The following is a 16,616-nucleotide window of genomic DNA, read 5'->3' as shown; positions in this document are numbered from 1 at the left end:
CTTAGATTCTGAATCAAGTACTAGCTTTGATTTCCCCCCTCCATTTTTTTATACATTTATAGAACTATATCTTGATATCCTACCTCTTCTACAACTTCATCTTCAATTTTTATACCCAATCCATCCTCCATTTCCCAAGACACATCGCACAATAACCCCAATCTTCTCTTACCATTCTTCCTTACTCTTCTTACAATTAATTCAGTAGGCTTTACTAATTCTGCTAATCTAGTTAAAAAATCTATCTTAGGAGCAATTTTATTTTCTTGTAATTCCTCTTCTAATATTTCTCTATATTCATCGACATTCTCATTATAGTACGCATAAACTTCCTTCTCGGCCTCGCTTATAATATAGTTCATACTTTGAACAAAATTACGAAAAGCATCTCTTTGTACATTTGAAAAATCAGCGTCTTCATGTCCATCAACACTCAACCATATTTTTCTCTCCACATTAAACATTTTAATAGTCATTTCGCCTCGCCAAAATTTTTTTTCATATTCAAGTTCTCCAAACAATTCATCATGAATCCTCGTCACTGTATTCATCCTCCCAACATCAATGACTTTAATTTGCACTCCACATATTACTGATAAACGACTTTATATTTCCGATGTGGATATTGTTCGTTAAAATCATTTAAGAGGTTAATAAAGATGTGCGAATCTCTTGGTAATTTTTCTTCAATGTTTCTCCACCCTCTAAAAATCAAAGTTTCAGGTAATTCAATTAGTCCAGTAATTGCATCCCAGTTCATTCCATAGAAACAGGGTAATTCAAGGTATTCTTTTAACAAACGATAAAATTCCGTTGAATTTTGAACGACACTCACATCCAACATGAGCGTATCTTGTTTTCCTTCATTTTCTTGTGTCATTCATACACCGCCTTCTCTCATGTCTTATGAACTGGTTTCCTGTCAATCGCTTAAAGATATCTTTAGATGTTAATCTTTTCAATTAGATTAGTCTTCATTCGTTATACAAGCAGCCATGCCCTGGAATAATCTTATTTTCAGTATTAAAAAAGCTGCAAAGCAAGAGCAAATTAAGGTATACGACATATAAAAATTTAATGATAAGGATGTCGTTATGAAAGAAAATTGTGCAGGATTTTTCTAAATAGTGGCCTAGAAGTGGGCAATAGATTAGTTATACGGTGTAGAATATAAAAGTTATTTATAATCATTTTTTCTTTTTTCTATTAAATAACTCCTTTTTCTGATCAGGTGTTTTTCATTTATGGCATTCAATCCCCACTTAAAATATATTGATAAAATCTTCTCGTCTTGTTGGGATTTCAGTATTTTCACTCCGATAATTAGTCATAACGGCTGCCATTTGTTCAATTTCTTCTACCGTAATAAAGCTGGTTTCCACTGCGCTATGTAAGAAAATTGAAATACTATTGATTGAGATACTTTCTAATGACTGCGGTAAATATTTTGCGTTCTCATTTTTATAGGCTTCCCAAGAAGTATAAGCGACCGCATCAACTAATAACGACCACACTTTAGCCACATTCAAATCTAGTTCCTCCTCGGCAAATTCTGAAATCCCCGTAAAGTCTGCGCGATCAATAAGCTCATATAGTGCATCTCCAGTAACAGCATGTGATTCAACCCATAACCAACATCTATCCAAAGCTTCTCTTCCATCTGAATATCGTTCATCATCCTTGCGAATTACAGAAAATATTCTCTCAGCAACTGCTAAAACAAAGCATACTTTAACTTCTTTTGGTAAATTATTGATTGCTATATTCTCCATAATTCCCCCCTATTCCTACTGTACATAAAGTTTCATCTAATTGCTGCACAAAAATGTTGTCTATATCCTTCTTTACCAATTTGTTTACCTTTACTAAACAAGTATTCACTATCAACATTTTTTACATATCTAGTTTTACTGATTGTACAAGTTGTATTGTTTTAACATCATTCAATTCGTGCTGTGTTAATTTTTATTTTTCTCAATATTTTTTATATTCCTATCTTTAATTTAAGTTTAATAATATTTACGAAAGTTTATAATTTGTTTTGTTGTAAAAATGTTTTTAAAATCCTTTCAATAGGTAAACTAGCATTTTTCAGTAATTCCTCTACTTTTTCCTTTATTTGCTTATTAGAAGCAATTATTTTTTTATACTCTTCACCATCAAAAGAACGTAAAGAATCTATTGCATATTCAGCCACTTCATCACTCTCATTAAGTAAATCTAATAATAAATTAAATCCATATACTCCGTTATCTTCTTCTATACAGTAGGCTAATCTAATTTTATAGTTATCATCTCTATCTTTTAATCCTCGAATTAAATTCTCCCAATCAATAGTAGTAAACTCACTCATCAATTCTTGCACATACATAAATTCATCATCATAAAAATAATTATCTGTGCCATTTTCAGACAATTCTGCATCTACTTTTTCGTACATTCACTTTCCTCCTCTATTTACTAAAACAGAGAATTTTAGATACTTTATCATCTCATTCAGTTCTACCAAAAAATCTTGAAAGGCATTTAACCAATTAAAGTTGCAGGTAAATCACTCAAAAGTAGCTATTTTCTTCCTACTTCAAATACTCTTCTCTTCAAATTTCTTCATTCTCTCCATTAAATCTAGCTGTTCTTTGTTTTGACTTATGTATTTATACTCAAAATACTTAATTCTATCTGTTGGCCCAAATTCACTATCATGCCAATTTGTATAATCAAAATGGACATTTAATTTACCGGTATCATTTAAGATGAATGTCACTGAAAACCAGGGATCTTGGTGATAATTAGTAAAAACTTTTTGAAGTTGGGTAGTGAGTTGAAACAATTTATGTAGTTCTTTATTATAAGCTCTCTTATCTATACTATATATTTTTGGAATGTAATGTGAAAAGATATGTTGGTCCTCACCTTTGGGCGTAAAAAAGAAAAAAACTCCTCCTTCTCCCTCCTTCACTTCACCATTAAAATAAACATTATTCCATTCAGTTGGAATCATATCATCAACCTGCTGTGCAATTTCTTTATATAACTCATTTAATTCTGTTTCAAAACTCATTGCTATCCGTCTCCTAATTTATTAGTAAACACAACTAATTGCTAATCAGTCATATAACTTAAATTTCTATTACTTTCTTATGTCTTGTTCTGTCCTGCTGCCAGTTAGTCTTACGTCCTTCATCCCTTTATTAACTATTTTATTACCTTCACGCGCTCCTACTCATCTGCTATTATTTTGCTTTCATTAGTGATTTATCTTTATGTACAATGCATTTTTTATTATCTCATAAGAAAATCATACCTTCTCTAGGACACATTTTTCTTCTTTGGTGAAGTAATAATTAAATGATTAAGATTGTATATTTCTCAACCTCTATCTATAGGCTGTTTATGATGAAGTATATATGACGTATGTTTACCATAATGTTCAAGCTGTTTTTGTAATTTGTCTAGCCATTTTTTATCATTCGCAAGAAAAAAAGCGTTTCTGGATTAATTCAGAAACGCTTTTACTATTACTTACTCAATAAGCATATGTGTTTTTAAGCTTCATCAACAGTTCTTCAATGATCTCTTTCTTTTCAAAGTTTTTCTCTATGTAAAATTTACATGCAGCACGCAGATATTGGTATAATTCACTATAGCTCACAATATCACAGTCATCATCGCTATCCCCAGAATAAAATAAGACCTTATTTTGTCCAAAATAAGATTCATCATCTTTTTCATATTCATCTGAATAAATTACTCCGTTATATTCTCGACGCTCCCCCTTTTTATTATTAAAATCTTCTAAACGTTTTACGAAATTATGTCCATTTACATATATGTTTAAAACATCAATAACTGCCGCGTTATTTAAATGTTCGCGTTTCATTGTTTTAATAAATTCTTTGTATTTATTCATATTAATTCACCTACTCTACCTCTTCAGCTTATTCACGCTATAGGCCGACATTTAGGTACTCTATCACTGAACTAAAAAATCTAAGAAAGTATTTTTTCTATTTCTTCATCATAATTAGCTACCTTATTAATTTCTATCAACAAAGTATCTTTATCAGTTGCAGGTTCATAACCAATTATAATTTTTGGAATATCATAATTTTTTTTCAAGTTCACTAGAAAATAGACCAACTGTTTCAACCTTAACTTATGATCGTGTGTCTCATCCGTTAATATTTCGTTTTTAGGAAAGTTAAATACGATGTCACCATATTGTTCATCAAATGAGAAAACTATTACTACATTTTTTAATAAGATACCTAACTTCAATTCCTCTAAAAATATATTTCCTGTACCTTTCGGTGATAAAACTTCTTCTATGTTTTTCACTTCAGAAAAATCCAAATCTTTTTCTGAAATATTATCATAAAAATGTGATGATTTAAGTTTTAATGTAGATAATTTAAGCTCTTCATAAATTAATTTATCAATTTTCCCCTTATTAAAATCAGTAAATATAATCTCTAAATTTTCCACTTACACCCCATCTTCCTTTGTCTTTTTATACATGAATAATGTGTCTATATGTAATTGAATGGTAACCATTTATTTGATACTAAAAAAACTTGAAAGGCATATTTCATTCAAGGTCAGAAATAGTGAATATTTAGGCTCGCCCTCAAATCCTGTATAGTAGGAATCATTGAGTATTTCTATTTTCATACTTTACTCCTTCTGACGTCATTTACCTAACGCTTTCATCCTAAAAACAAGGTAAACCGTGATATTATCACTGAAATATTACGGTTGAACCATACACTAGCAGCTTCTAAAGGATAACTCTAGACTCTATCACGCAATTCATAGGGTTTCATAATCCAGTTTCATAGTCTTCTATCAAATGTGACCAATATCCTTCTACTTCCTCCATTGCTATGGGGTCAATTTGCTCATACACCTTCCTTAACTCAACAGCGTAGTCATATGAAGTAAATACACCTTCTTTTTTCATTTCCATTGATAGTTCCTGCCTAATCAAATGAAACAAGAAGAACGTTCTTAAGTTCTGATTAAGTGTATAAATGAAAGGATCGTGTAAGGAAGAACTAGTGAAAAGCTCATCGCTCCCTTCTTTTAAGTAAAGTCCATATTCATTCGGCGCACAATGACCTACTTTGATAAATTCCCCTTCTTTAATTACTATTTTTCCGAAGTTCGGGAAATCATAGAATGTAAAATCGCCAAATTCTTTTGGTACTCCAATATTGATCATAAAATCAGCATTTTCAACACTTATCCCTAAATTAACTAAGTCATTAAAATCATAGTCTCTTGTTTCTGAGTCATAATATTCTCGTATCTCTCGGATGTCAAAATCCATACTTTCACTCCTTTGACTTTTAAGCCCTTTAGCTGATTCAGCATTTCCCCGATCTCTTGAAGGTTCGTCCTCATACTCAACACTATAACTTACTTCTGCATCAGGAAGTTCTTTTTCTAGTAGTGCTGCCTTACAATCATGACCACCAAGAATGCAAGAAACAATTTCTATATTTGCATCTTTGCTTGTAAAACTTAATAGACAATCAAAGACTGCTCCACCCTCATCATTATCAATATCATAAATATTTGGATCAGGATAACCGCCGTTATTTTTTTGATGCATTCACGGTAATCATCTGGAAATCTGATACCAAATGAATTTTCCACAGCAATAATTACTTGCTCAGCTATCGCTCCGTCCGTAAATAACCAAGTTACTCTGCTCATTTTATCATCCCCAAAACAATATTCTTCTGTTTACCTGTTCAGCCGTCATCTCTACTATCCCAAATTACGCTACCATCTGTATGACCCGCAACCTGATGTTCGTCGTAATCAGCAAGTTGCATTTTACTAGCCTCTTAATGATGTAATGTGATTGATTTTGCCTTCTTCCCTAACTTGAATAACTCAATCTCTGTTTGACTGAATTATTTTGCTGGGTTTGGATCTTTCATTATATCGTCATATAATTTTCGCGAGAGATATTTAAACGGTGCTAATTCAGGATCTATATATATGACTCTAATCAAAATTCTTTATATTTTGAATTTAAAAACGGTGTAACCCTCTTTATCATACTTGACTTTATGAGTTCCCCCTCTTTTTCTTAGATGTAAATGTATAATGAGTAGTAATTCCTGTATAACCATCTACTACTTTCCCTAAAAAATTTCTTAGTTTATTAGGGTTCCTGCTATAAAGGGGTAACTATCTAACTGCTTTTGTCATAGTTTTTTTATATGCTGCAGTTCTTTCATTGGTCGGTTTCATTTTTAAGTTCGAGTACCTTTACTCATACCCTAAACCTTAAAGTAAAAAGCACTCGTTGCCTTTAGTCGACAATAAAGTGCTTCAAGTTCACATGTTTTCTAAGTTTTCAAGTCACTAGTCGCTTTAAATTTGTACGTACAATTTTAATACTGAGGACATGAAATCGTTTGTATTTCATGACAAATAGTACGTTTAAGCTACCGAACTTAGATGAGCTATTTGTATGGTACAGTACCAATAAATTTAATTTCTATATTTTCGGATTCATCTCCACTTTTCGCTTCATTGTATTGAAAATCATAGAGTACAATAACAGAATTAATACTGTATGCTAATTTATCGCCATTTATTAACTCTTTTATTTTAGGAATAATTAGTTCGCTATAAGAAAAATCATTTAAAATATAGTCTACATTATTTTTAGGATTTTCATAAAAACAAATTTCAATGTTATCTTCATCATAATAACCAAATTCAAAGTTTGTGCCAAACTTTGAGTCTATTGAATCTCCATCTTCCGTATATTCTATATCAACATACTCCTTAAGATTTTCAAACGATTTAGAAACTCCAAACCATACTGAAGCCATTCCACTATATTCCATATTATAACTCCTCATTTTTAGAAACGGATTTAATCAATTTTAAATCTGTTTCTGTAGGGGAAATTTTTTGCTTTGTGATACGACCTTCTTCATCCCATTCTGTATAATAGAGAGCTATCCCAAATTTATATTTTCCTTCAAATTTTAATTCTCCACTTTCATACCAGATTTTTTCCGCACCATTACTTTGTCCATGAATCAAATTTTTCACTGATTTTAAATTTCCATTTTTATAGAATTCTATTAACTCACCCTCGATAAAACCCTTTATATAATTTGCATAATATATCAAATTACCATTGTCATATAATTCGTAAGCTAAACCGGTAAAAGGTTTACCGTTCTCGTCTTCTGGGTTATCTAAAACTTCATCACTATAAGATGTAAACCATAAATTTCCGTCAAAGTCAGTTCCATGTTCTATAACATATTCTTTACTTGATATATCAATTTGACTTTCCAATCTTTTTCACCTCTGAACTAAATTCAAATCCTTCAGTAATAAAATTACAATATGGACAGGTTGGCATCACCATACCAGCTGATTTTAATTTTTTACCCGAATGTACTACATGAGTGATAAAATTCGAAGCACTTGTTTGTAAAATTAATTACAGACCATACTTTGTCACTCCTGTATGTAAATGCTGTAACCTTTATAATTCACTAAATCTATCTTTAAATTCCTTTTACGGAGCTAAGCATTTAACTTTTCAAAAATTTAAGATACTTAGTATTCTTCGGATTCACAAAACATCTACCTTCTGATTTTGTATTGGCAATGCTAAAAAATTCTTTTGCGGTTTCTAAATCATCGGATTCAAAAGCAACTTTCCCTGCAATAAATTCCTTGTCACCGGAATCTATACGTGCAAATCCAGTTAAAAATATGTTATATGCCCACTCCTTTGCTTTTTTTAAATCATTTACCATAAAACAAGTAGAGATAATATCCTTAACTAAATGGCAACTCTCTTCACAATAAATACCTTTAGGATTAGGTATTATATCCCATACCTCTTCTAATAACACAATAGAATCATTATAGTTACCGTCATTAAATTGTTCATTACTTTTTTCCAATAGACTTTCAAATTCTTCTTTTATAGGTGATTGTAAAATAGCCATATTTATCCTCCTCAAATCATATCCTTAATCAATTCAAAATACTTTTCATCCTCATCATAATAGAGTTTATACCCTTCTAAAATATAAGCTCTTAACAAATACTCTTTAGCCTTATTAAGCTCTCCACACTCAAATAAACTCTCTCCAAGTCTCAGTAAAATAAATGGATTTGAAATACCATCCGGACAATTTAGTGCATGATATAAATTACTTTTTGCTTTCTCATACTCACGATTTAAAAAATAAGTATCTCCTAATGCTGTATAGATCCATGTACTTGTTTCCCAATCAGTCTTTGACAACGGAACCAAATCCAGAGCAGCTATATAACTCTCTATTGCCTTATCATCTTGCCCTTTTTCAATAAAAGCATTTCCCTCGTTACACAATTTCACAATTCGATCATACACTTGATCGTTGAGTTCCAATATAAATCCCTCCCAATAATCATTTATTTGGTGACAAGTAGGTTTCATCTAACTTTGCACCTGCGGATCGATTTAACCTATAATGATCTAATACATATTTATTGAAGTCTAACATCCATTCTCTAACTTCTGGGGACTTCGCTCCATAATATCTTCCTGTACTTTTCCACCACGAAACTGCACCTGTTAAACGAGCCATCTCTACTTGATCTATTGGATACCATTTATTATCACTTGCCATAAATTCTATTTCACCATCACGTGTTGTACTGATTTTTGGTGGAATTTCATTTTGCATTCTTTCCATTACTTCTTTACCCGTTTTGGAGCGTTTTGTTATGCCACTTGGTTCAGGTAAACCCACTTCTTTACTACTTGCGTACCCCCCATCAACTGGTTTAATTTCCTATTTACATCTTGATAATAACCTTTAGGAGTTTCACACGTACCCTGAGTAGACTTATAAACTTATAATTTTCTTTTCACTTTTCGTTCTAACATCAAAAAAGCATGCTGCTACTCTAGTAAAACAAGCAAGCACTAAGTTAAATGAACAAAAAAAACAGAATAATTACAGTGTTATCTGACTATAATCAGTCTGTCTAACGTCGCATTATTACGTTAAATAATATCTATCATTCTTACTATAAACCAACATTTATCCTGTTTATATCTAAAACATCTGAGATACCTTTCTCATTCATTTTTTTAAGCAGGTACTCATAACCCTTTTCTAACGCCAGATTTCTTTCTTCTTCATAAATAGGAACAAGTGTATAAATAGTGATATCTCCTTGCTCAACTTGAACGTTATCTAGTCCGAATTCTCTAGGATGACATACCATTATACATGACAATTTTGTATTCAATGCAAATGGCTGTGGGGGTTCTCCATTGGGAAGAATAACCCCTTCAGCAAGCCATCCATCATAGATATGTGGAATATGAGCTACTTTCCTTAACCATTCAAGAGGCCAATAATAGTTTTTGTCCTCCATATTCTCTTTCCCAACTACCCAACTCGAAGGCAATTTCAATAACAATTCTGCATATTTGAACTCGCTTTCTTCATTTGAATAACCCATAGATACATCACTCATACCTGTAGTTACCAGAGTTACAAAATCTTTATTCATTGATGGAGAAATTATATGGATATTAACTGAAACTTTACTACCAGGAACAATCTCAATTATCGTATCTTGGATAGTTCCAAAGTATTTAGTCACATGCTCTAAAATTTCATCATGATCATCTTGATTATTATCATTTACTTCGGTTATAGTAGTCCTCAATTCTCTTTGGTTCTCTAATAACTTTACAATTTCTAGTTGACCCTGTTCCCTTGCAAAGGTTAATGCATCGATATCTTTCATGGATTCGCCACTATATTTAACGTTTGTATCTATCCCACTCTCAATTAACAGTCTCGCAATATTCACATGCCCGTTACTAATTGCACCAAACAATGGATTCCTTTCCGGCTCATTTGTGTCCATATTGGCTCCATATGACAATAAATATCTTACTATATCAATATGCCCTTCAGAAGCAGCTTCGTTTAATGCTCCACCCCCATACATGCCACCTAACGTATTTATATTTGACCCAAGTTCTACTAGTTTTTTTACTACATCCAACTTCCCTCTAGAAGCAGCAACGTGAAGCCATGTCCCAAAAGGTGTCATCATATTTAAAAGTTCTATATTAGAACCAATTAATTCAGCCGCCTTTTCAACATTGCCATTTTTTATAGATGATCGGATTTCTTTTGCAACCTGCTTACTATCCATCTTAATTACTTCCTCCTTTTGACAATATCTCCAAGTTTATTAAGCATTTCCAATATATCATCTCTCTCCACTAGCATCCCCTGCTTTTTTTAGGTGATCAAAAACATTTCTAAGCGCTTTAATACCAGCTATTAGGAGACCAAATAATATTTTTAAGTTTTAAAATCAGGTCAATATCATGTTCCTTTTTTCAACTAATTTATTTTAGGCTTTTCCATTTCCCTTTTAAATACAATATGATGCGCACGCTGATCATACATATCTTTTGAGGATCTCCTATATTTTTTCAAATAAGCTCCATAATCGCTTTTGTCTACATCCTTAGTAACCGTACCCTTATCAATCCGCTCAACCTTTCGATTCCCATCAACCTTATACTGCGCGCTTTTTTTCTTCACACTCTCTAGCTGCGCTTTTGAAACCTTCTCTACGACTGGTTTAGGTGGATGGACAGATCGACGGTTGTTTGCCGGCGGGGTTTCATTTTGATTGTCAAATAAAGAATATAACCCTTAATTTTACAATAGTTTTTCTCTAGTAGCATCGTACACTTTACAAAGCCAATTACAGTCTATAAAATTTAGCACTTAATACACTTATAAAATTATACGTATACCAACTTACTTCTGCGTTAAAACGCAAAAAGCACTCGTTGCCATCATTGACAATCAAGTGCTTGATGTTCATTAATTTTCTACGCTTTCATGGTTGGTTCTAAATTTGTACATTTTATTACGTCGTTAAAACGGTATGACACCTTTTGTGTCTCACGACAAATAATACCTTATAACTAATTCTATTTAGTTGTCATGATAACATAGCTAGAAATTCTTCAAAATCACTCGCAACCACTGTCGTTACTGGCTCTAATTCTTCCGATTCTTCATGATCCCAGATAACAATTTCAGGATCCACACTATTTCTAAAATCTAAACAAATAAAATCCCCAGCAAACATAGCAGCTATTGGTATAACATTCATACCAATTAATTCTTCATCATCAATAAGCCTACCATCTAATTGCGTTAAAACAGATGTTAAGTCATACCATCCATCTTCTAAATGTTCTTTGGGATTATCCAATAAACATAAAAACCTTTCTATTACATATTCCTGCCTATCAAACTTCAATACATTAGTAATAGGTGTAGACCCATTATACCTTTTTAAAAAATCAATATATGACTGTGGTAATTTAATACTATATGATTGTTCGAACCAAGCTATTCTTTCATCACTCGGAAAAGGTTTAATACTAGTTTTTTCATCTATTCTCATTATTAATTCCTCCCCGTCTCTTACCTATATGTGCCCAATGTCGAGAGCTTCGTCCATCTTTACGATTTATAATATTGTGAATACCAAATGGAACCAACTCCATCTTTCCATCAATTTCAGAATGATGCCACGTCATTCCCTTAGGCCTTCCGCCTTCAATTCTACTATCTACCCAATTAAACTGTTCTCTATCCGTCCCCCTCCAAAATTCCTCTGGTAGATAGTCAATCTTTTCTATTACTCCCTTCACTTTAGAAAAATTATGGTATTTTGTTCCATCTTCAAACGGAACATCTAATATTAAACCTTTCTCTATAGCTTCTAATCTAATCTGTTTTCTTTGTCTATAATTCAATCCATTTCCACCAATAACACAAATTTCTTTTAAGTAACTTTCAAATGCAGATCAATCTATATCTTCTAAACTTGCAGCTTTTCTAGATATTATTTCTCCTTTTACAGGATCATAAGAATCTAATCGCTTCCCATCACTTAAATGTACTTCATTCAAGAATACCAATCTTTGAAAACCGATTTTTTATTAAATGTATTACCCCGTGACATAGGAGAATCATTTAACCAATAATCTCTTGCTTCTTTCCATCCTATCCTATCTCTTTGAGGTTTTCCCTCTTTTGCTTTACGTGTAAGATATTTAGCATAATCAGACTCTAATTTTAAATCTATAAATCTCCCTTTAGAAGATAAAAGAGCTTCATCCGCACTCTATGTTGTAATCTTAAACTCTAACAATAAAAAAGCGGTTGTCATAAGACAACCACCTATATAATCATTCATCTGGTAGATAGAATTTAAATAAAATCCACACGCAGGTTTCCTGTAAATGAAACTTTACTTTCAACTTCCAAGAAATCAACGTCATTTTCAAGCTCTACGACAACTGTTCCTAATCTTTCACTAAAAAATTCAAATAAGTCTAAGTCTATTACTTTTGAAATAGTAACATTGCAAACTGTGTGAGATGAGCCTAGTTTACCTTGGATAATTTCGTCATCATCAAAGCTAGCTACCTTAATTTTATTAACCCACTCTATTGAAAAATCACATTCTTTTTCAATTGTTTTTTCCATAATTTCAAATCCACTCTCAACATAATTATCATGTTCTAAACCATACGCCCAGACTTTACTATTTGATTCTTTCAACTCCAATAAGTAGAGCCTCTCATATCCATGATATTTCATTTCATTAATTCTAGCTCTAGGCATAATTACCTCCCTATACCCTTATTATTGCAGTTTTAAAAAGTTTTTTGAAGAAGTTGTCATCATTGTTTGAATCTTTCCATTCTGAACACCACCTGATAAATCATCCCATGCATCCGATAAATTCTGCATAAGTATCCTCCCTATTTATTCAAAAGTTATATTGACGAAAACCATTACACTTTGATTGAATTGTCCTTTTCTAGCTCCATTATAACCAAATGTTATTTTAGTTTTTTACCATCTATCCTTGTTATGTCTACAGCTGCACTATTAAAATACGATCCAAATTTTATAAGTCAAGGTAGTATATTGACTCCATTTTATTTTACCCATTTTTTGTCGCGACGAACTTTGTCATTCTCTTATGCAAATATAGATCGAGTAGTATGTATGGTAGTCTTTTATTCTTTTATCATGAACCTGCCAATGCCTTTCCTTACCATCATGAGTTTTTAATTTAAATGTCAAAAAAACCTTGAAAGGCTATAGCCAATTAAGGTTTACAAGTCTACTCTTCACATACTTGAATAATTTCTTTTGGTACAGATTCAAAAAGTAACACTTGTGGCTTTGAATAGGGTTTCTTTATCAAATAGTCTTCAAGTGTCATCATACTTTTCCAGTATTGTTTAATCCAATATTCAATAGTTTCTCCAGTATCAAAATTTAAAGCTTCCTCATCAAAGTCTTTAAAATCCTCATAGAATGCTTGGTCATAGATCGAAAGGGAAATATCACCATCAAATACTAGGATTTTACCCGTAAATATAGGAAAGCAAAACGATTTGGAAAAACGATTGGTTATATCAACACCTATTGCTTCTTTAAAGTTAAGCCAATCAGGTGTATTGGAAGGTCTTAATAGTTCTGTTATCTCAAATTTCACTCTGCCACCATTACTATATCTATTATTTGACTTAGTAGAATATTTAATGCCACCACTCATGATTTCTTCCAGAGAAACATGATGTTTGTGATTTTCAGGCAAATATGCATGATACAACAAATTACTCAAGTATCTCACCTACTTAATATTTATTTTCTTGGAACATAAGGAAAATGGGGAAAATTTGTTTTTTTATTCTTTTTCATCCATCTTCTGCTTCAAATATTCAGCAATTTCTACTTGTCCTCTTTCAATAGCAAATTCATAAGCTCCCATATCTTTCATAGTATCTCCTGTATACTTAACAGTAATGTCAATACCATTCTGAATAAGATACTTTACAACATCAAGATGCCCACCATAAATCGCTGAGAATAAAGGATTCCTATTCGGGTCACCAACATCTAATATTGCACCCTTATCAAATAAGTACTCTACAATATTAATTTCACCTTCACTAGCCGCATGTGCAATAGGCGCTGACTTTGGTACACCTTCGTTTATGTTAATATCCATACCAGATTTAACTAGAAATTTTATCATATCCAGTTCACCAGCTCTAGTCGCAACATGTAGCCACGTTCCAAAAGGTGTTACAAAATTAAGTAAACTTTTGTTAGTAATAATTATCTCTTTTGCTTGTTCTATATCACCATTCTTAATTAAATCATAGATTTTTATTACTTTTTCCTTATTATCCATCGAAACCTCCTAAAATATCTTTATTTCATTGATGCTGCTTCTTCACCTAGTAGTTTAAGCATTTCAACCATTTTTTCACGAGTTCCTAATTCTTTTTTAGTCGCATTTGAAGGGAAACCACTCGTTTGGTTTAAATAGTTTCCACCATTATTTTGCACCCTGAAATACAGTGTACCTTCTCCTGGTGTTGCATGAATACGAAATTTCGTTCCCGTATTAGTAGGATCTGTAAGTATCGTGGCAGGCCCACTCTTTTTACCACCCGGCTGAATTTCATCTTCTGCAACTAGAATAAAATCTCCATATCCAACTAAAAACTTTGTTAACTCCATGATTTCATTTAAGTAACTAAATACTTCATTAACATTAACCAATACTGCTTCTATTTCATTTTTTTAAAAAGCGCAACAGACTATTTAAATTTTTCCAAACTATCATACGGATTAGAGATATTCTCACCTACTTCATCTATTGTTTCCTTTATTTCATCTAGGATTGATGTATCTATATCCTTATACTGTTCCAGTGATTCTTTTATTTTATTGAAGCAAATTTCCAGACCGAGATTTACTACAATAGAAAGAATAATATCTACTTCATCATAGGAATCTGTATTCCATAATTTAGAGAGAGTTCTATCAATATCATTTCTTATATCACTTCTTAATAACTCGTATGTCATAACTTGCCTGTCTGTTAGTTGACTAAGCATTAATAAAAAAATATTTTTTGGAATTTTATTATTTCTAAATTGATCTAATACATTTTGAAACATTGATATTAGTGTTTCAGTTGGTATTCTATCAGGTAGATTCTTAATTTCATTCATATCCATATTTTTTCCCTTCTATCGGAATATGAACCCCATTTAAAGATTGATTTTTTGTCCATGTTCCATCTAATTTTAGCTGTTAATTTCCGATTTTTATCTGTGCAGTCCATTTTGAACCTTATGCTTGGTTATGGTATTTTCTTATAAATAAAAAAATCAACCATGTTACCACCCTATTAAACTACTTCTTTTTCTTGCACTATCGGTAATTTGTAGGCTGTTTTGTGCTTAATCATCCTATGCATCCGCAAACGGCGCAAAGAACCCTAACTCTTCTCTTCTCTTCTTTTCGCCTCTTCCGCTAACCGGTTTTTCTCAATGGATGCCTCTTTTTTGGCTTTTATACGGTCCGGATAACATGTTCGTAACGTAAACCCTTTAAAACGCACTTTACGACCACTAAAAAAAGAATACAACCCTTATACCAACTTACTTCTGCGCTAAAACACAAAAAAAGCACTCGTTGTCATAATTGACAATCAAGTGCTTTAAGTTTATAAAATTTCTACGTTTATTAATATTTTCAAGTTTTATAAGTTAGTTTAGTATTGACAGTATGATATCTTTTTTACCACATGGCAAGCGTAACGTTTAAACCCTTTAGCTTGTTTAACCTCGTGTGTTTGTTGCTTATGGTATCCATAAGTGGTCCTTGTAAATAAATTGTCATCTCGCCTAAGCTCGTACTCCGTTTTTCTATTCTATCATTACACACAGTACTCCCTGACGGTAGAACCATCATGAGTTTTTACTTTTTAACAGCCCATTTTAAATTGCAACATCCTGGTAACCTACTTCAGCTACTTTTTCATTTAATAAACGAATCCCTAGCCCATTTTCTATATCCCATGTACAATTAAATGTAAGTCCAATATCTCGACCTTCAAAAGAACCTACATAGGGAACAACTATTCCATCTAAACTTATCATCTCTGATATTTCATTAGTTGTTTCAACTAATGGATAGTTTTCATTTACTTCAATATCATAACCTAGATCCTGACGCTCTTGTTTGTAGTAGTCTAATATGGATTGCAAAAGGCTTTGTTGTAACTGTTCCCAATTTTGCATAAGTGAAGTATATGCTGCATATTGTTCCTTATCAAACTTACCATCCTCAGCACCTTTTACCATTAGCGCTATCTCAACTTCATGGCCTAAAAAGACAATGCTAGTATCCTTAGACCAAAGCAAATCATATTCAAGCTCACCAAAAACCGCATCATTTATTTTCATCTTATTTCTCCTTTTTATTTATTAGCAAATCCTCCCGGCTTAAACGCTCCTGCATTTATCTCTCCTACTCCACCAAGATGACCAAATCTTTTATTTATCTCTGTCGGTACAAGTTGCATTATTTTCCCATCATTTAATTCATGCCATGTTAATTTATTTATCTCCCGGTAGTTTTCTACTTCTTTGGTAGTAACCCTACCTGGTTCCATTCCAAATTGGCGTGTTAATCATTTGA

General features: G+C 32.2%; 21 protein-coding genes and 2 pseudogenes. All 23 read right to left on the bottom strand.

All coding sequences use genetic code 11. The annotated features are described in order from the left end of the window. Positions 1-56: 56 nt before the first annotated feature. The gene (locus IE339_RS07940) at positions 57-551 is read right to left on the bottom strand and encodes a DUF6985 domain-containing protein (protein ID WP_242175299.1); all 495 of its coding nucleotides are present in this window, start codon (positions 549-551) and stop codon (positions 57-59) included. Between the two features lie 38 nt (positions 552-589). Continuing rightward, a complete protein-coding gene (locus IE339_RS07935; protein WP_242175298.1) occupies positions 590-880 on the bottom strand; it encodes a barstar family protein in 291 nt (96 codons plus the stop codon). A 382-nt stretch (positions 881-1,262) separates the two neighbouring features. Next, the gene (locus tag IE339_RS07930; RefSeq protein WP_053402839.1) at positions 1,263-1,772 is read right to left on the bottom strand and encodes an Imm6 family immunity protein; all 510 of its coding nucleotides are present in this window, start codon (positions 1,770-1,772) and stop codon (positions 1,263-1,265) included. A 257-nt stretch (positions 1,773-2,029) separates the two neighbouring features. After that, positions 2,030-2,440 carry a hypothetical protein gene (locus IE339_RS07925; protein ID WP_053402840.1) on the bottom strand — a complete coding sequence of 137 codons (411 nt, stop codon included), beginning with the start codon at positions 2,438-2,440 and terminating at the stop codon, positions 2,030-2,032. A 141-nt stretch (positions 2,441-2,581) separates the two neighbouring features. Next, the gene (locus IE339_RS07920; RefSeq protein ID WP_242175297.1) at positions 2,582-3,061 is read right to left on the bottom strand and encodes an immunity protein YezG family protein; all 480 of its coding nucleotides are present in this window, start codon (positions 3,059-3,061) and stop codon (positions 2,582-2,584) included. A 465-nt stretch (positions 3,062-3,526) separates the two neighbouring features. Continuing rightward, complete coding sequence (gene cdiI, locus IE339_RS07915) at positions 3,527-3,910, bottom strand: ribonuclease toxin immunity protein CdiI (RefSeq protein WP_053402841.1); 384 nt, start codon at positions 3,908-3,910, stop codon at positions 3,527-3,529. Positions 3,911-3,990: 80 nt separating this feature from the next. After that, a complete protein-coding gene (locus tag IE339_RS07910; protein WP_053402842.1) occupies positions 3,991-4,485 on the bottom strand; it encodes a hypothetical protein in 495 nt (164 codons plus the stop codon). 1,003 nt (positions 4,486-5,488) lie between these two features. After that, positions 5,489-5,718 (bottom strand): annotated as a pseudogene (locus tag IE339_RS07905) (SMI1/KNR4 family protein); the annotation flags it as partial. 761 nt (positions 5,719-6,479) lie between these two features. Continuing rightward, positions 6,480-6,869, bottom strand: a complete 390-nt coding sequence (locus IE339_RS07900; RefSeq protein WP_242175296.1) for an immunity 22 family protein — start codon at positions 6,867-6,869, stop codon at positions 6,480-6,482. 1 nt (position 6,870) lies between these two features. Further along, on the bottom strand, positions 6,871-7,332 hold the full coding sequence (locus tag IE339_RS07895; RefSeq protein WP_053402844.1) for a toxin-antitoxin system YwqK family antitoxin: 462 nt from the start codon (positions 7,330-7,332) through the stop codon (positions 6,871-6,873). Positions 7,333-7,574: 242 nt separating this feature from the next. After that, on the bottom strand, positions 7,575-7,997 hold the full coding sequence (locus tag IE339_RS07890) for a hypothetical protein (protein ID WP_053402845.1): 423 nt from the start codon (positions 7,995-7,997) through the stop codon (positions 7,575-7,577). 11 nt (positions 7,998-8,008) lie between these two features. Continuing rightward, entirely contained in the window at positions 8,009-8,425 is a 417-nt protein-coding gene (locus IE339_RS07885) for a hypothetical protein (protein ID WP_053402846.1), read from the bottom strand. 19 nt (positions 8,426-8,444) lie between these two features. Beyond that, positions 8,445-8,789: a GH-E family nuclease gene (locus IE339_RS07880; RefSeq protein ID WP_083446604.1), complete on the bottom strand. Its 345-nt coding sequence runs from the start codon at positions 8,787-8,789 to the stop codon at positions 8,445-8,447. A 280-nt stretch (positions 8,790-9,069) separates the two neighbouring features. Next, a complete protein-coding gene (locus IE339_RS07875) occupies positions 9,070-10,218 on the bottom strand; it encodes a suppressor of fused domain protein (protein WP_242175295.1) in 1,149 nt (382 codons plus the stop codon). 807 nt (positions 10,219-11,025) lie between these two features. Next, positions 11,026-11,496 (bottom strand): SMI1/KNR4 family protein, encoded by a 471-nt coding sequence (locus IE339_RS07870; RefSeq protein WP_053402850.1) that lies wholly within the window; start codon positions 11,494-11,496, stop codon positions 11,026-11,028. Continuing rightward, on the bottom strand, positions 11,483-11,851 hold the full coding sequence (locus IE339_RS07865; protein WP_053402851.1) for an HNH endonuclease signature motif containing protein: 369 nt from the start codon (positions 11,849-11,851) through the stop codon (positions 11,483-11,485). Before IE339_RS07865 ends, IE339_RS07870 begins: the two co-directional genes overlap by 14 nt. A 457-nt stretch (positions 11,852-12,308) precedes the next feature. Then, positions 12,309-12,725 carry a hypothetical protein gene (locus IE339_RS07860; RefSeq protein ID WP_053402852.1) on the bottom strand — a complete coding sequence of 139 codons (417 nt, stop codon included), beginning with the start codon at positions 12,723-12,725 and terminating at the stop codon, positions 12,309-12,311. A 508-nt stretch (positions 12,726-13,233) separates the two neighbouring features. Further along, positions 13,234-13,740, bottom strand: coding sequence for a hypothetical protein (locus IE339_RS07855; RefSeq protein ID WP_053402853.1), 507 nt, complete (start codon positions 13,738-13,740; stop codon positions 13,234-13,236). Positions 13,741-13,803: 63 nt separating this feature from the next. Continuing rightward, positions 13,804-14,313 (bottom strand): ankyrin repeat domain-containing protein, encoded by a 510-nt coding sequence (locus IE339_RS07850; RefSeq protein ID WP_053402854.1) that lies wholly within the window; start codon positions 14,311-14,313, stop codon positions 13,804-13,806. Positions 14,314-14,333: 20 nt separating this feature from the next. Continuing rightward, on the bottom strand, positions 14,334-14,699 hold the full coding sequence (locus tag IE339_RS07845; RefSeq protein ID WP_431522786.1) for a YxiF family protein: 366 nt from the start codon (positions 14,697-14,699) through the stop codon (positions 14,334-14,336). A gap of 26 nt (positions 14,700-14,725) precedes the next feature. Beyond that, entirely contained in the window at positions 14,726-15,148 is a 423-nt protein-coding gene (locus IE339_RS07840; protein ID WP_242175293.1) for a hypothetical protein, read from the bottom strand. 765 nt (positions 15,149-15,913) lie between these two features. After that, complete coding sequence (locus tag IE339_RS07835) at positions 15,914-16,381, bottom strand: DUF6985 domain-containing protein (protein WP_242175292.1); 468 nt, start codon at positions 16,379-16,381, stop codon at positions 15,914-15,916. A 14-nt stretch (positions 16,382-16,395) separates the two neighbouring features. Further along, positions 16,396-16,608: pseudogene (locus IE339_RS07830) on the bottom strand (HNH endonuclease); the annotation flags it as partial. Between the last annotated feature and the right edge of the window lie 8 nt (positions 16,609-16,616).

This window comes from Priestia koreensis, assembly GCF_022646885.1.
In the GTDB taxonomy this organism is placed as follows: domain Bacteria; phylum Bacillota; class Bacilli; order Bacillales; family Bacillaceae_H; genus Bacillus_AG; species Bacillus_AG koreensis_A.
The sequence above is the reverse complement of the archived record's forward strand: the minus strand, read 5'-3'. Positions and strand labels throughout refer to the sequence as shown.

What these genes read in the sequence shown, in the direction of transcription:
- IE339_RS07920 (WP_242175297.1), bottom strand. Translation starts at nt 3,061, where the DNA reads ATGAGTTTTGAAACAGAATTAAATGAGTTATATAAAGAAATTGCACAG.
- IE339_RS07890 (WP_053402845.1), bottom strand. Translation starts at nt 7,997, where the DNA reads ATGGCTATTTTACAATCACCTATAAAAGAAGAATTTGAAAGTCTATTG.
- IE339_RS07925 (WP_053402840.1), bottom strand. Translation starts at nt 2,440, where the DNA reads ATGTACGAAAAAGTAGATGCAGAATTGTCTGAAAATGGCACAGATAAT.
- IE339_RS07835 (WP_242175292.1), bottom strand. Translation starts at nt 16,381, where the DNA reads ATGAAAATAAATGATGCGGTTTTTGGTGAGCTTGAATATGATTTGCTT.
- IE339_RS07940 (WP_242175299.1), bottom strand. Translation starts at nt 551, where the DNA reads ATGAATACAGTGACGAGGATTCATGATGAATTGTTTGGAGAACTTGAA.
- cdiI (WP_053402841.1), bottom strand. Translation starts at nt 3,910, where the DNA reads ATGAATAAATACAAAGAATTTATTAAAACAATGAAACGCGAACATTTA.
- IE339_RS07850 (WP_053402854.1), bottom strand. Translation starts at nt 14,313, where the DNA reads ATGGATAATAAGGAAAAAGTAATAAAAATCTATGATTTAATTAAGAAT.
- IE339_RS07875 (WP_242175295.1), bottom strand. Translation starts at nt 10,218, where the DNA reads ATGGATAGTAAGCAGGTTGCAAAAGAAATCCGATCATCTATAAAAAAT.
- IE339_RS07840 (WP_242175293.1), bottom strand. Translation starts at nt 15,148, where the DNA reads ATGGATATGAATGAAATTAAGAATCTACCTGATAGAATACCAACTGAA.
- IE339_RS07870 (WP_053402850.1), bottom strand. Translation starts at nt 11,496, where the DNA reads ATGAGAATAGATGAAAAAACTAGTATTAAACCTTTTCCGAGTGATGAA.
- IE339_RS07930 (WP_053402839.1), bottom strand. Translation starts at nt 1,772, where the DNA reads ATGGAGAATATAGCAATCAATAATTTACCAAAAGAAGTTAAAGTATGC.
- IE339_RS07900 (WP_242175296.1), bottom strand. Translation starts at nt 6,869, where the DNA reads ATGGAATATAGTGGAATGGCTTCAGTATGGTTTGGAGTTTCTAAATCG.
- IE339_RS07860 (WP_053402852.1), bottom strand. Translation starts at nt 12,725, where the DNA reads ATGCCTAGAGCTAGAATTAATGAAATGAAATATCATGGATATGAGAGG.
- IE339_RS07935 (WP_242175298.1), bottom strand. Translation starts at nt 880, where the DNA reads ATGACACAAGAAAATGAAGGAAAACAAGATACGCTCATGTTGGATGTG.